At 72.0% G+C, this 14,280-nt stretch carries 13 protein-coding genes; 4 read left to right on the top strand and 9 right to left on the bottom strand.

The genetic code is table 11. The features are described from left to right. Window positions 1–41 precede the first annotated feature (41 nt). A complete protein-coding gene (locus tag QM595_RS14440; protein WP_415172265.1) occupies window positions 42–1,031 on the top strand; it encodes a malate dehydrogenase in 990 nt (329 codons plus the stop codon). 36 nt (window positions 1,032–1,067) lie between these two features. On the opposite strand, the gene QM595_RS14435 is transcribed toward QM595_RS14440, so the two are convergent. From QM595_RS14435 to QM595_RS14410, 6 genes are all read right to left on the bottom strand, one after another. Beyond that, window positions 1,068–1,955 (bottom strand): exodeoxyribonuclease III, encoded by an 888-nt coding sequence (locus tag QM595_RS14435; RefSeq protein WP_415172321.1) that lies wholly within the window; start codon window positions 1,953–1,955, stop codon window positions 1,068–1,070. A 65-nt stretch (window positions 1,956–2,020) separates the two neighbouring features. Next, the gene (locus QM595_RS14430; RefSeq protein WP_415172320.1) at window positions 2,021–2,359 is read right to left on the bottom strand and encodes a DUF3017 domain-containing protein; all 339 of its coding nucleotides are present in this window, start codon (window positions 2,357–2,359) and stop codon (window positions 2,021–2,023) included. A gap of 32 nt (window positions 2,360–2,391) precedes the next feature. Then, window positions 2,392–3,237: a bifunctional methylenetetrahydrofolate dehydrogenase/methenyltetrahydrofolate cyclohydrolase gene (locus QM595_RS14425; protein WP_415172264.1), complete on the bottom strand. Its 846-nt coding sequence runs from the start codon at window positions 3,235–3,237 to the stop codon at window positions 2,392–2,394. Between the two features lie 137 nt (window positions 3,238–3,374). Further along, the gene (gene purH / locus QM595_RS14420; RefSeq protein ID WP_415172263.1) at window positions 3,375–4,943 is read right to left on the bottom strand and encodes a bifunctional phosphoribosylaminoimidazolecarboxamide formyltransferase/IMP cyclohydrolase; all 1,569 of its coding nucleotides are present in this window, start codon (window positions 4,941–4,943) and stop codon (window positions 3,375–3,377) included. Window positions 4,944–5,066: 123 nt separating this feature from the next. Next, window positions 5,067–5,690 (bottom strand): phosphoribosylglycinamide formyltransferase, encoded by a 624-nt coding sequence (gene purN / locus QM595_RS14415; RefSeq protein WP_415172262.1) that lies wholly within the window; start codon window positions 5,688–5,690, stop codon window positions 5,067–5,069. A gap of 27 nt (window positions 5,691–5,717) precedes the next feature. Next, window positions 5,718–6,965, bottom strand: a complete 1,248-nt coding sequence (locus QM595_RS14410; protein WP_415172261.1) for a DUF6350 family protein — start codon at window positions 6,963–6,965, stop codon at window positions 5,718–5,720. 126 nt (window positions 6,966–7,091) lie between these two features. Between QM595_RS14410 and QM595_RS14405 the strand changes: the two genes are divergently transcribed. Next, window positions 7,092–8,897: an RNA polymerase sigma factor gene (locus QM595_RS14405; protein ID WP_415172260.1), complete on the top strand. Its 1,806-nt coding sequence runs from the start codon at window positions 7,092–7,094 to the stop codon at window positions 8,895–8,897. A 194-nt stretch (window positions 8,898–9,091) separates the two neighbouring features. Here QM595_RS14405 and sucD read toward each other — a convergent pair whose 3' ends face one another. Continuing rightward, window positions 9,092–10,003, bottom strand: a complete 912-nt coding sequence (gene sucD, locus QM595_RS14400) for a succinate--CoA ligase subunit alpha (RefSeq protein WP_415172259.1) — start codon at window positions 10,001–10,003, stop codon at window positions 9,092–9,094. A 19-nt stretch (window positions 10,004–10,022) separates the two neighbouring features. Further along, complete coding sequence (gene sucC, locus QM595_RS14395; protein WP_415172258.1) at window positions 10,023–11,189, bottom strand: ADP-forming succinate--CoA ligase subunit beta; 1,167 nt, start codon at window positions 11,187–11,189, stop codon at window positions 10,023–10,025. A 277-nt stretch (window positions 11,190–11,466) separates the two neighbouring features. Between sucC and QM595_RS14390 the strand changes: the two genes are divergently transcribed. Next, window positions 11,467–12,636, top strand: coding sequence for a M23 family metallopeptidase (locus QM595_RS14390; protein WP_415172257.1), 1,170 nt, complete (start codon window positions 11,467–11,469; stop codon window positions 12,634–12,636). Window positions 12,637–12,766: 130 nt separating this feature from the next. Here QM595_RS14390 and QM595_RS14385 read toward each other — a convergent pair whose 3' ends face one another. Next, window positions 12,767–13,282: a VOC family protein gene (locus tag QM595_RS14385; RefSeq protein WP_415172256.1), complete on the bottom strand. Its 516-nt coding sequence runs from the start codon at window positions 13,280–13,282 to the stop codon at window positions 12,767–12,769. A 61-nt stretch (window positions 13,283–13,343) separates the two neighbouring features. Here QM595_RS14385 and QM595_RS14380 point away from each other — a divergent pair, with 61 nt between their 5' ends. Further along, complete coding sequence (locus tag QM595_RS14380; RefSeq protein WP_415172255.1) at window positions 13,344–14,156, top strand: helix-turn-helix domain-containing protein; 813 nt, start codon at window positions 13,344–13,346, stop codon at window positions 14,154–14,156. Window positions 14,157–14,280: the final 124 nt, after the last annotated feature.

Raw genomic sequence — 14,280 nt, 5'->3', positions numbered from 1 at the left:
GGTAAGCATGCCCCTGTTATGCCCGTCACACGCACGGTAACGTGCCTGTCGTGAACACACCCCTCAAGGTGGCGGTCACCGGTGCCGCCGGTCAGATCGGCTACAGCCTGCTCTTCCGTCTCGCCTCGGGCGCCCTCGGTGGCGACCGCGAGGTCGAGCTGCGACTCCTCGAGATCACTCCGGCGCTGCGCGCGCTGGAGGGTGTCGTCATGGAGCTCGACGACTGCGCATTCCCCCAGCTTGCCGGCATCGAGATCGGTGACGACCCGAAGAAGGTCTTCGACGGCGTCGAGCTCGCGCTGCTGGTCGGGGCGAGACCACGCAGCGCGGGCATGGAGCGCAAGGACCTGCTGGAGGCCAACGGCGCGATCTTCACCGCACAGGGCCGGGCGCTCAACGAGGTGGCCTCCGGAGACGTCCGGATCCAGGTGACCGGCAACCCGGCCAACACCAACGCGCTGATCACCGCGGCCAACGCGCCCGATATCCCGCGTGAGAGGTTCTCGGCGCTGACCCGACTCGACCACAACCGCGCCATCGCACAGTTGGCCGCGAAGACCGGCTCCTCGGTGCGCGACATCACCCGCATGACGATCTGGGGCAACCACTCGGCCACCCAGTTCCCCGACGTGTCCCACGCCTTGGTCAACGGCAAGCCGGCCACCGATCTGGTCGACGCCGACTGGCTCGACTCCTCCTTCATCCCGACCGTCGCCAAGCGCGGCGCGGCGATCATCGACGCCCGCGGCTCGTCCTCGGCGGCCTCGGCGGCCTCGGCCACCGTCGACGCCTCCCGGGACTGGCTGCACGGCTCGACCGACGACGACTGGGTGTCGATGGCGGTCATCTCCGATGGCAGCTATGGCGTGCCGGAGGGGCTGGTGTCGTCGTTCCCGGTCCGGACCAGTGGCGGCGCCTGGAGCATCGTCGAGGGCCTGGAGATCTCCGACGCCGCGCGCGCCCGCATCGACGCCTCGGTCGCCGAGCTGGAGGAGGAGCGGGCCGCCGTCCGGTCGCTCGGCCTGATCTGAGCTTGCGTTTCAACCTCGGTCGGGTGGAGCCGGTCCTCACCGTACGGCCGGGAGTTCCTCCAGGTCGTAGTCGACGACCACCGGCGCGTGGTCGCTGAGTCGGACGCCGCGGTGGTGCCGGTCCACGACGACGGACCGGGCAGCCCGGGCGAGGCCGGGCGTGGCGAGGTGGTAGTCGATCCGCCAGCCGGCGTCGCGGTCGTAGGCCTGGCCGAGCCAGCTCCACCAGGAGTATGGGCCGTCGGCGTCCGGCCGCAGCCGGCGCACCACGTCGACCAGCGTCCGGGGCGTGATGAGGGCGTCGAGCCAGGCCCTCTCCTCGGGCAGGAAGCCCTCGACCTGGCCGCTGCGCCGCCAGTTCGCGACGTCCTGGCGGGTGTGGGCGATGTTGAGGTCCCCGGTCAGCAGGAACTCCCGGCCGGCCGCGGCGGCCGCCCGGCGGGCGAGGGTCAGGTAGCGGGCGAAGCCGGCCATGAACGCCATCTTGCGCTCGTACCTCGCGCCGCCGTCGGGTGCCTCCCGCATCCGCCGCGGGTCCTGCAGGTGCGCAGGCAGGCCGCCTTTGGGGAGGTAGAGGCTCGCAACGGTCAGGGGTACGTCGGCCAGGTCGACCTCGACATAGCGGCCCTCGGTGGCGTGGCGGCGCAGCGGCCGCGGCAGCGACCGGGCCAGGTCCGGCACCGACCAGGTGCGCACCGCCGCGGCGGGCGTCCGGGTGAGGACGGCGACCCCGTTGCGGCCGGCCACCTCGCCGGCGTCGTAGGCGACCTGATAGTCGCCGAACGCCTGCTCGGGCAGCGCCGCCACCGGGCAGCGGACCTCCTGGAGCGTGACGACATCGCACTCCCGGGTTGCCAGCCAGTCGTCGAAGCCGCGGCGATGGGCCGCCCGGATGCCGTTGACGTTGACGGTGGCGATGCGCAGCACTCGACGGAGGCTAGCGGTCGTCTCCGCATCGCGCCGATCCGGTGTCAGGGAGGGACGGCCGATCAGACCTGGTTCGGGATGGTGGTCGCCAGGACGTAGAGCGCACCGCCCACGACCAGCAGCAGCCCGGCGTCGAGGAACCGGCCGCGGACGGCCAACATGCCGGCGTCGCGCTGCCGCAGGATCAGCCGCAGCAGCGCGGCGACGATCAACGCGACGGCGAGGATGTGGACGCCGGTGCGCCAGTGGCCGGCCGCGACCACGACGAGCGCGGCGGCCACCGCGGCCAGGATGACCAGATAGCAGGCGCCGCCGATCGTCGACGGGTAGCGACGCTCCTCCTCCACGTCGGGCGCCGAGGGCCGGCCCGACTCCTCGGGCGTCGCCTCGGTGTCGTCCACGAGGGTCAACTATGCCTCCCTGGTCCGGCCGGTCAGGCCAGCGACCGCTCCGCCGTCTGCACGATATTCGTCAACAGCATGGCACGGGTCATCGGGCCGACCCCGCCAGGGTTGGGCGACACCCAGCCGGCGACCTCCCAGACGTCGTCGGCGAGGTCGCCGGCGATCTTGCCGTCGACCCGGCTGACGCCGACGTCGAGCAGCGCCGCGCCAGGCTTGACCATGTCGGCGCTGATGATGCCGGGCACGCCCGCCGCTGCGACGACCACGTCGGCGTTGCGGGTGTGGGCGGCCAGGTCGCGGGTGCCGGTGTGGCACAGGGTGACCGTGGCGTTCTCGGTACGACGGGTGAGCAGCAGGCCGAGCGGGCGGCCGACGGTGACGCCGCGGCCGACGACCACCACCTCGGCGCCCTTGAGCTCGACCCCGTGGCGGCGCAGCAGCTCGATGCAGCCGACCGGAGTGCAGGGCAGCGGGCCGTCCTCGCCGAGCACCAGCTTGCCGAGGTTGTAGGGGTGCAGGCCGTCCACGTCCTTGTCCGGGCTGACCCGGGAGAGCAGCGCGAACTCGTCGAGGCCGGTGGGTTGCTGCACCAGGAAGCCGGTGCAGGCCGGGTCGGCGTTGAGCTCGTCGATGGCCGCCTCGACCTCGGCCTGGGTGGCGGTGGCGGGCAGGTCGACCCGGATCGACTCGATGCCGATCTCGGCACAGTCCTTGTGCTTGGCGTTGACGTACCAGTGTGAGCCGGGGTCGTCGCCCACGAGGACGGTGCCGAGCCCCGGCCTCACGCCGCGGGCTCGGAGTCGCTCGACCCGCTGGGCCAGCTCGGCCTTGATGTCCTTGAGGGTGGCTGAGCCGTCCAGCCGCTGTGCCGTCATTGCCTGGTCCTCTCCCGGACGTCATACGAGCTGGTCGCCCCGGCAGCCACCTCGTATGACGTCCTCGTCGTTGTGTGCCGCAGCGTCATGCGAGCCGGTAGCCCCGGCAGCCACCTCGTATGACGCTGCGGGCGGGGTCAGTGAAAGAAATGCCTCGTGCCGGTGAGGTACATCGTCACGCCGGCCTGCTTGCAGGCCTCGATGGTGAGCTCGTCGCGGACCGAGCCGCCCGGCTGCACGATCGCGGTCACGCCGGCGTCGAGGAGGATCTGCGGGCCGTCCTCGAACGGGAAGAACGCATCGGACGCGGCCACCGCGCCCCGGGCCCGCTCCTCCCCCTCGGCCAGGGTGTTGGCTCGCTCCACCGCGAGCCGGCAGGAGTCGACCCGGTTGACCTGGCCCATGCCGATGCCCACCGAGGCACCGTCCCGGGCGAGCAGGATGGCGTTGGACTTCGCGGCGCGGCAGGCCTTCCAGGCGAACGCCAGGTCGGCCAGCACCTCCGGGGAGGCGGCCTCGCCGGTGGCCAGCGTCCAGGCCGCCGGGTCGTCGCCGGGGGCGTCGACGTGGTCACGCAGCTGGACCAGCAGGCCGCCCCTGCTCACCTGCCGGAACTCCGCCGGCGCGTCCCCGCCGACCTCGGCGAGAAGGATCCGGATGTTCTTCTTGCGTGTGAGGATCTCCACAGCGCCGTCCTCGTAGCCCGGCGCCACGATGACCTCGGTGAACACCTCCGCGACCTGCCGGGCCATCTCGACGCTGACCGGCCGGTTGGCGGCGATGACGCCGCCGAAGGCGCTCACCGGGTCGCAGGCGTGCGCGCGGCGGTGTGCCTCGGCGATGTCGGCACCGACGGCGATGCCGCACGGGTTGGCGTGCTTGATGATCGCCACCGCCGGCTCCGCGAAGTCGTTGGCGGCGCGGCGGGCGGCGTCGGTGTCGACGTAGTTGTTGTAGGACATCTCCTTGCCGTGCAACTGCTCGGCGGTGGCCAGCCCCGAGGCGTCGGGCGCGGCGTAGAGGGCCGCCTGCTGGTGCGGGTTCTCGCCGTAGCGGAGCACCGCCGACTTGGTCCAGGCCTCGCCGACGAACTCCGGCCAGCCGTCCTCGCTGCCGACGTAGGCCGAGGCGAACCACGAGGCCACCGCGACGTCGTACGCCGCGGTGTGGGCGAACGCGGCGGCGGCGAGCCGCTTGCGCTGCTCGAGGGTGAAGCCGCCGGCCCGGATCGCGGCCAGGGTGTCGTCGTACTGCCCCGGGCTGGTCACGATCGCGACGCTGGGGTGGTTCTTGGCGGCGGCGCGGACCATCGAGGGGCCGCCGATGTCGATCTGCTCGACACACTCGTCGGGGCTCGCCCCGGAGCGCACCGTCTCAGTGAACGGGTAGAGGTTGGAGACGACCAGGTCGAACGGCTCCACGCCGAGCTCTGCGAGCTGGGCGACGTGGGACTCCAGCCGCCGGTCGGCGAGGATGCCGGCGTGGACCCGCGGGTGGAGCGTCTTCACCCGGCCGTCGAGACACTCGGGGAAGCCGGTGAGGTCCTCGACCTTGGTCACCGGCAGGCCGAGGTCGGCGATCAGCTTGGCGGAGCCGCCGGTGGAGATCAGCTCGACGCCGGCCTGGTGCAGGCCGGCGACCAGGTCGGCCAGCCCGGACTTGTCGTAGACGGAGACCAGCGCGCGCTTGACGGGAATCTGATCCATGGGGCTCTCCTCATCGGTTGGGTTGTCGACGAGGGGCACCCAGGCGTTCGATGCCGGCTCGGTCCCGCCGCGGCGGGGCACTCCCTGGTGGTCGCCCACCTGCGCCAGTCGTGTGCCGCCAGTCTAGGACCTCGGCCGTTCCGAGCCGAACCGGAAGCGCCGCTCCGTGACGAGATAGCCCTCGCGGGCGATCCGCCCGACGGCGTCCACCAGCATCTGCCGCTCGACGACCTTGATCCGCTCGTGCAGCGTCTCCTCGGTGTCGTCGTCCTCGACCTCGACGACCCGCTGGGCGACGATCACGCCGGTGTCCACGCCCTCGTCGACGACGAAGAGGGTGGCGCCGGTGACCTTCACGCCGTACGCCAGCGCGTCCCGGGCGCCGTGCATCCCGGGGAAGCTCGGCAGCAGCGCCGGGTGGGTGTTGAGGAAGCGGCCGCGGAGCTTCGCCAGGAATGCCGCACCGACCAGCTTCATGAAACCGGCGGAGATCACCAGGTCCGGCTGGTACGCCGCCACGTCGTCCGCCAGCGCCGCGTCCCACTCCTCCCGGCTCGGGTAGTCCTTCACCCGGTGCACGAAGGTGGGCACGCCGGCTCGCTCGGCCCGCTCCAGCGCCAGGATGCCGTCCCGGTCCGCGCCGACCGCGACGACCCGGGCGCCGTAGTCGGGATCCGCGCAGGCGTCGAGCAGCGCCTGGAGGTTGGTCCCCGAGCCGGAGACGAGGACGACGAGCCGCGAGGTCACGGCGGGGAGCCTAATAGCCTGCCGCGGCTACGGCGCGGGCAGGTAGCGGCGGCGCTGCCACCAGGTCATCGCCAGCCCGGCGAGCAGGCCGCCGAGGCCGAAGGAGACCACCGCATGGAGGGTGACGTCGAGCGCGTGGGCGTGGACGTCGGCCATCCGGCCGGGCCCGGCGGCGCCGCCGGAGATCCCGGCCACGATGCCGAAGAGGATGCCGGCGCCGACGCCGCCGGTCAGGCCGCGGACGACGCCCTCCTCCCAGCGCAGCGCCGGGTGGCGGCGCTGCACCCGGGCCACCGCCAGGAAGGCGGTGAGCGGGGCGAGCAGCAGCAGCCAGGGTGCCCAGGCGGGGCCGTTGCCGGCGTCGGGGAGGGCGGCGAGCAGCGGGAACATCGGCAGCGGGCCGAGCACCACCGCTCCCGGTGAGACGAGCGTGTCGATGCCGACGGTGAAGCCGGGGCCGAGCAGGTAGGAGCCGGCGAAGGCGGTCGCATTGGGGAGCACGCCGGCGGTGACGCCGGCATAGAGGGTGGACTCGCCGGCGTCGGTGTGGAGCTGGGAGAGCACATTGGCGGCGGTAGTGGCGTCGACGACGAAGGCCGCGACCAGCGCGATGGCGCCGACCAGCAGCCAGCCGACCAGGACGGCTCGGGTGGTGCGCAGCGCGGCGCGCAACGTCGGCGGCAGCCAGGCGACCCAGATCGCGGCCCGCCCGGAGCCGACCGCGATGCCGGTGCCGCCGACGACGAGCGCCATCAGGAAGCCCCAGGTCGTGGCCCGGGAGACGCCCAGGCCGGTCCCCGGGGTCGCGGCCAGCGATCCGGTGACGGCCACCGCGACGGCGTACCCGACCGTGAAGAGTCCCGCCGCGGCGGGCACCGTCCAGTCGCGCTCGCCGTCGGAGATGCGATCGGCGTCGGGTCCGTGGCCCGAGATCGAGTCGCCGACCCGGTTGCCGATGCGCCACAGCGCCCACAGGCAGACCAGCGTCAGCCCCAGCGGTACGACGGTCACGGCCGTGCCGCGCACGGTCACGCCCGAGCCGTGGGCCATCAGCCAGCCGGTGGCGCCGACCCGGAGCGCGTCGCGCGGGGCCCCGAAGGCGCCGTCCTCGGTGAGGAACCAGCCGACGACGCCGGCGGCGAGGCAGACCAGCAGCGGCAGCACCGCGGCCAGGACACCGCCCAGGGTCGCCACCAGCACGAGCGGTCGGCGGTGCCGCAGATCGGCGCTCACCTCGACCGACGAGCGGGTGGGCGGCTGGAGCAGGGAAGTCATCGCGACCATCTTGACCCGGCCGGCAAGGCAACCGCGACAGGGCACGCCGGGCGATCCGCACTCTCCGGAGGGCGGCGCGGTGGATGTCGGCCGGCGGGGTTCCCCCGGGTACCCTGATCGACGCTCATGAGGACCAAGCCAGACCCCGACGCGTTCGAGACGTTCTACAAGGACGTCCGTGGCCGGCTGCTGCTGCAGGCCTGGGCGCTCACCGGGGACCTGCCGGCGGCCCAGAAGGGCGTCCGTGACGCGCTGGTCGTCGGCTGGCACCACTGGCGCAAGGTGAGCCGGCTCGACGATCCGGAGAGCTTCGTCCGGCCGCAGGCATGGTCGCGCGCGATGCGCCGGGCCACGGCCCGCCCCTTCCACCGCGAGCGGGGGCTCGACGACGGCATCAAGGCGACGCTGGCCGCCCTCGCGAAGCTGCCGATGACCCAGCGCAAGGTGCTGCTGCTGGCCCACCTGACGACGCTGCCGCTGGACCAGCTGGCCCGCGAGGTCGGCATCACCCAGGTCCGCGCCGAGCGTGAGCTGCAGGCGGCCACCGCGGCGTTCGCGTTGAGCCGGGGAGTGCCCACGACCAGCATCCTGGGCGTCTTCGAGCCGATGGCGGCCGAGCTGCGGGAGACCCGCTGGCCGCGACCCACCATCCTGACCCGGGCCGGCTCGGCGCGTCGCCGGGTCCATACCGCGATCGGGGCAGTCGTCGCGGTCGCCGCGTTCGCGGGCTCGGGCTGGGTGGTGACCGACGCCAACGGCGAGCGGCCGGGCCTGGACACGCTCAGCCTGCACGGTCCGACCACCGCGCCGCTGCCGGTGAAGACCTACCCGCTCACCTCCGAGGACATGCTCTCCGACAGCCAGGTGGACGCGCTGCTACCGGGCGCCTGGGCGACCGAGCTCACCTCGGACAACACCGACCGCGACGGGCTGCTGCTGCCGTGCCAGCAGCAGCGGTTCGCCGACAAGTCGCCGGAGGCTGCGCTGATGCGCACCCTCACCTCCGAGAACCGTCAGGTCGGCCAGGCGACCGAGGTCTCCGCCACGCCCGAGGCGGCGCAGGCGGCGTACACGACCACCCTGGGCTGGTACGCCGGCTGTCAGCAGCCCCGCGTCCAGCTGATCTCCACCCGACGGGTCAGCGGGGTCGGCGACGAGGCGATGCTGCTGTGGCTGCGGGACTGGGCCGCCGACGGCCGGCCGCTGGTCGCCAGCGTGGCCCGTACCGGCGCGATCACCACCAGCGTGGTGGCCTCGCTGCCCCCGACGTCGACCAAGCCGGTCGCCGCGACCACGAGGCTGCTCGCCGCCGCGGTCGACGGGCTGTGCCAGCTGCCGTCCGCCGGCGCGTGCAGGAACAACCCGACCACCGACGAGGTCGACCCGCTGCCCGGCGGCGAGAGCCCGGCCATGCTCGACGAGGTCGACCTGCCGCCGGTGCCGAGCGTGACCCAGCCGTGGTCGGCGACGGCGCCGGTGACCTCCACCGCCGACAACCTCGCCGCGACCAGCTGCGACTCCGCCAACTTCCACCGCAAGGGCGTGACCGGCGACCTGACCCGGTCCTATGTGGTGCCCGAGGCGACCAATCTGCCGGCGGAGTTCGGGCTGACCGAGACGATCGGCTCGTTCGGCACCCAGAAGGCGGCCACCAAGTTCATCCAGCGGGTGCGCGACAAGCTCGCCCAGTGCCCGAAGGACGACCTGGGCACCAAGATCGAGCAGATCGCCGTCACCGACGCCGAGAGCGTGTGGCGGGTGACCGTGGAGATCTCCGACAAGCAGTCGGTGGTCTACCTGATGTCGGTCGTCCAGACCGGCGACAATGTCGCTCAGATCGGCTTCGTGCCCTCCGGCGCCGCCACCATCTCCGATGAGGAGTTCGTCGCGCTGACCCACCGGGCGGCGCTGCGGCTGGTCAATCTGGGCTGAGCCGCAACCGCGGCCCGCGCTCGACGCGATGGCCACGATCGGGAGGTAGCGGCGAAACTGGTGGCGAACGGCCGCCTCCAGCGGAGGATTCGTGCGAATCGCCACCAGTTTCCAGCCGGCTTGTCCACCCGGTGCCTCCTGAGACGCGAACGGCCCGCCCTGCCGGAGCAGGGCGGGCCGTCGTACGGCGTGGCTCAGAGCGCGGTCAGGATCTCCCGCATCAGCGCGGCGGTCTCCGACGGCGTCTTGCCGACCTTGACGCCGGCGGCCTCCAGGGCCTCCTTCTTCGCCTGCGCGGTGCCGGCCGAGCCGGACACGATCGCGCCGGCGTGGCCCATGGTCTTGCCCTCGGGAGCGGTGAAGCCGGCGACATAGCCGACGACCGGCTTGGTGATGTGCTCCTTGATGTAGGCGGCGGCACGCTCCTCGGCGTCGCCGCCGATCTCGCCGATCATCACGATCGCCTTGGTCTCCGGGTCGTCCTCGAAGGCCTGCAGCGCGTCGATGTGGGTGGTGCCGATGATCGGGTCGCCGCCGATGCCGATGGCGGTGGAGAAGCCGAAGTCACGCAGCTCGTACATCATCTGGTAGGTCAGCGTGCCCGACTTCGACACCAGGCCGACCGGGCCGCTGCCGGCGATGGTGTGCGGGGTGATGCCGGCCAGCGACTCGCCCGGGGTGATGATGCCGGGACAGTTGGGGCCGATCATCCGGGTGCCCCCGTGATTGGACTCAGCGCCCTGCAGGTAGGACCACACCTCGGCGGTGTCCTGGACCGGCACGCCCTCGGTGATGACGACGAGCAGGCCGATGCCGGCGTCGATCGCCTCCACGCAGGCGTCCTTGGTGAAGGCCGGCGGCACGAAGACGACCGACACGTCCGCGCCGGTCTCCTTCATCGCCTCGGCCACGGTGCCGAAGACCGGCAACTCGACGTCGTGCCCGTCCTTGTCAGGGTGGGTCACGGTGGTGCCGGCCTTGCGGGCGTTGACGCCGCCGACGATCTGCGCGCCCGAGTCGAGCATCAGGGCGGTGTGCTTGGCACCCATGCCGCCGGTGATGCCCTGGACGATGATCTTGCTGTCCTTGTTGAGGTAGATGCTCATTGTCTTGTCTCCCCTGGCCTCAGGCGTTGGCCAGTTCGGCGGCCTTGTCGGCACCGCCGTCCATGGTGTCGACGATGGTGACCAGCGGGTGGTTGCGGTCACGCAGGATCTGGCGGCCGAGGTCGACGTTGTTGCCGTCGAGGCGTACGACGAGCGGCTTGGTCGCGGCGTCGCCGAGCAGGTCGAGCGCGCCCACGATGCCGTTGGCGACCTCGTCGCAGGCGGTGATGCCGCCGAAGACGTTGACGAAGACCGCCTTGACCTGGTCGTCGTTGAGGATCACGTCGAGGCCGTTGGCCATGACCTGCGCGTTGGCGCCGCCGCCGATGTCGAGGAAGTTGGCCGGCTTGACGCCACCGTGTGCCTCGCCGGCGTACGCGACGACGTCGAGGGTGCTCATGACCAGGCCCGCGCCGTTGCCGATGATGCCGACCTGACCGTCGAGCTTGACGTAGTTGAGGCCGAGGTCCTTGGCCTTCGCCTCGAGCGGGTCGGCCTCCTCGCGGATCTCGAACTGGGCGTGGTCGGGGTGGCGCACCTCGGAGGCGTTGTCGTCGAGGGACACCTTGCCGTCGAGGGCCTCCAGCCGGTCGCCCTCGAGGCGGGCCAGCGGGTTGACCTCGACGAGGGTGGCGTCCTCCTCGACGAAGACCTGGTAGAGGGCTTGGATCATGGTCACGGCCTGCTCGAAGACGGCCTCGGGGAAGGCGGCCGCGGTGGCGATCTCGCGGGCCTTGGCCTCGTCGACGCCGGCACCCGGGTCGATGCCGATCTGCTTGATCGCGTCGGGGTTGGTCTCGGCGACCTCCTCGATCTCGACGCCGCCCTCGACCGAGGCGATGCAGAGGTACTGGCGGTTCGACCGGTCGAGCAGGAAGGAGAAGTAGTACTCCTCCTGCGGCGGGGTCGCCGGCGTGACCAGGACCCGGTTGACGGTGAGGCCCTTGATCTCCATGCCGAGGATGTTCGACGCATACTCAAAGGCCTCGTCGGGCGTCTTGGCGAGCTTGACGCCGCCGGCCTTGCCACGACCACCGGCCTTGACCTGGGCCTTGACGACGGTGACGCCGCCGATCTGCTCGGCGGCCTCCTTCGCGGCCTCGGGGGTCTCGACAACGACACCGAGGGTGGTTGCCACCCCGTGCTTGGCGAAGAGCTCCTTCGCCTGATATTCCATCAGATCCACTGATCCACCATGTTTCTTCGTTGGTCTACAGACTCAGAAGTTGTCCTCGACGCACCCTAGACCCGGCTTCTGTGCGGGGCGAGGCCGGGGATGCCCGACGTGACGCACGACACTCCCGCTCATCGAGCGTGTTCGGCGCGGCTTTTCCGTCGTTCTGCTGCGCGACATGACTCGTTCCTCCACAATCGGCAGGGCGTGCTGATTTCGCTGACCCCCCGGGGTCCGCTAAGGTCGTGGCTCGCCGTCTGAACCCCGAGCAGCGGAGATGATGAAATAGATGGGTGCCTCACGCCTGGAGACGACCGGTCCCGACCGGTCCGCCAGCGTCGAAGGCTCCCCCTATGTCGGCAAGCGCGCCGCTCGGGTGACTGCTCCCGAGGAGCGCCCCGCCACGCCGTACGTCGGCAAGCGCGCCGCCCGCCCGGCCGAGCCGGTGCCCGCGCCGGTGCCGGAGCCCGTGCCCTATGTCGGCAGGCGGATCGCTCGCCCGGCCCCGACCGAGACCGCCGCTGCGGTGCCCGCGCCGCGAGCCCCGATGGAGTGGGGCCTGTTCGCGGCCGAGTCCCCGGAGGACACCGGACAGCTCCCCTACGCGCTGACCGACGACTTCACCGGCAGTCTGCCGAAGCTCACCGACGAGATGCTCTACGGCGAGCCCGGCACCGACTTCAGCTATGACACCACCGCCACGCTGCCGGCTGCGAGGGCCGGCAAGCGCCGCTCCCGCAAGCGCACCGGGATCAAGGCCAAGGGCCTGCCGGCGCTGCCCGCGCTCGCCGGTCTCGCGGTGATGGCCGTCGCCGGCTTCGGCGCGGTGAACACCGGTCACGCCCCCACCCTGGTGGCGGCCGAGGCGGCGCCGCTGCGCCAGGCCAACGCCATGACCGGCACGGCGGCGGTGGCCGCGGTCGGGATGCGCAAGGCCACCCTGAGCCGCAGCAGCGACCGTGAGGACGACCCCGAGGCAGCGGCCGCCGACCGCGCCACCGCGCTGGCCGGGTACAAGGACCAGGCCGGCGCCTGGTCGGAGAACCTCAAGGCCAACCAGTGGCAGCTGCCGGTCACCTTCGGGGTCTACCGGCTGACCGCCCGGTTCGGGCAGTACGGGCTGTGGTCGAGTATGCACACCGGCCTCGACTTCGCCTGCGGCGTCGGCACCCCGATCCACGCGGTGGCCAACGGCACCATCAGCTCTGCGCAGTACGACGGCGCCTACGGCAACAAGACCGTCGAGACGCTGGAGGACGGCACCGAGATCTGGTACGCCCACCAGAGTGCCTTCAACGTCAAGCCCGGCCAGGTCGTCCACGCCGGCGAGATCATCGGCTATGTCGGCGCCACCGGCCACGTCACCGGACCGCACGTTCACATCGAGGTGCGACCCGGCGGCGGTGACCCGATCGACCCCTACAGCGCGATGGTCAACCAGGGCCTGACCCTCGAATAAGAGGTTCCGCCAGTAGGTGTCGCCGTCGCGAGCGTCGCGATGTGCGTGCGATGGCCAGGCGCGCGGTGGGTGACCGGGCGGCCGCCTCGTTGGGGCTGTCAGGGGTGGTGCTCGGCGTGCTGCTGGCGCGTCACCGACCGGTCTGCTCGGCGGCCCAGCGGGCGACCCGGGCGGCGCTCTCCTCGTCGGAGAGATCCTCGACGCGCGTCATGATCGACCACCGGACGCCGAAGGGGTCCCTGATGCTGGCGTAGCGGTCGCCGCTGACGAAGGTCGCGGTCGGCTCGCGGACCGTGGCGCCCTGGGCCACGGCTCGCGCCACCACGTCGTCGACGTCGGGCACGTAGAGGCCCATCGAGTAGCAGTCGTCGTCACCGGCGGGCGCGGCGAGGAGGTGGTACGACGGCTGGGGATCGCCGAGCTGCAGCAGCCCGGCCTCGAAGGCCAGCACGGCGTGGGCGACGATCGGCTCGCCGTCCGGCCCGGGGAACTCGGTGACGTCGACGGTGCGGGCGCCGAGGACCTCGTTGTAGAACGCGATCGCCTCGCGCGCTCGCGGGACCACGAGGAACGGGGTCAGGGAGGTGGCCGACCTCGGCCGGCCGTTGACGGTGTGCTCACCGTTGGCGGCGGTCTGGATGCTCATAGTGCCGACGCTAGGCCGGCGTCGTACCGCTCTCTTGAAGAAATGCGACAGGCTGGTGATCGTGAAGTCACGCGGCCATCTCAACCCCTCGGCCGGAGCGCCGGTGATGCGGCTGCCGCCGCCGGCGCGCGCTGCCGGACTGGTCGGGTGGTTCTGGGTGCCGGAGTGGGACCTGCCCGAGGGCGTGACCCACCGGGCGCTGGTGCTGACCTATGCCGCCTGCAACCTGGTCGTCGACCCGGAGGGGATGTTCGTCTACGGGCCGAGCACGCGGATCTCGGAGCGAGTGCTGAGCGGGCGCGGCTGGGCGGTCGGCGCGCTGCTCCGGCCGGCGGCCACTCCGCTGCTGGTGCCGGAGGTCCGCTCGGTCCTCGACTCCCGGCTGGCCGTCGACGACGCCGCCCTGGCGGCGACCGTGACGGTGGCGATGGCGGGCAGGGCGGCTGAGCGTCACGCGATCGTGTCCGAGGCGGTCTCGGACTGGCTCCTCGCGCGGCGCGACTCGCGTTGGCCGGCCGGACCGCCCGGCGAGGCGGCGGTGGCCAACCGGCTGCTGGACCTGGTCGACGGCCCGGAGCCGCCGCACCGGCTCGGCGACCTGGCGGACGCACTGGGGGTCTCGCCGCGCGCGGTGCAGCGGATCGCGCGACGCTATGTCGGCATCACTCCTGCAGCGATGCTGCGTCGTCGCCGGCTCCAGGACGCCGTACCCCGTGTCCAGGCCGGCGAGGATCTGGCCGCCGTCGCCGCCGAGCTGGGCTATGCCGACCAGGCGCATCTGACCCGCGACTTCCGCACGGTCCTCGGCTTCACCCCCGCCCGATTCGCCGAGTCGGCAGAAGTGCGGGGCTCAGAACCGCCGAGTCGGCAGTAGTGCGGGTCTGAAACGTGCCGAGTCGGCAGAAGTGCTGGCGAGCGACCTGCACTTCTGCCGACTCGCGCCCTCTGGGACCTGCACTTCTGCCGACTCGCGCCCTCTGGGACCTGCACTTCTGCCG

Origin of the sequence: Nocardioides sp., assembly GCF_047607185.1 — a bacterium.
In the GTDB taxonomy this organism is placed as follows: domain Bacteria; phylum Actinomycetota; class Actinomycetes; order Propionibacteriales; family Nocardioidaceae; genus Nocardioides.
This window is presented reverse-complemented; position numbering and strand designations above follow the sequence as displayed.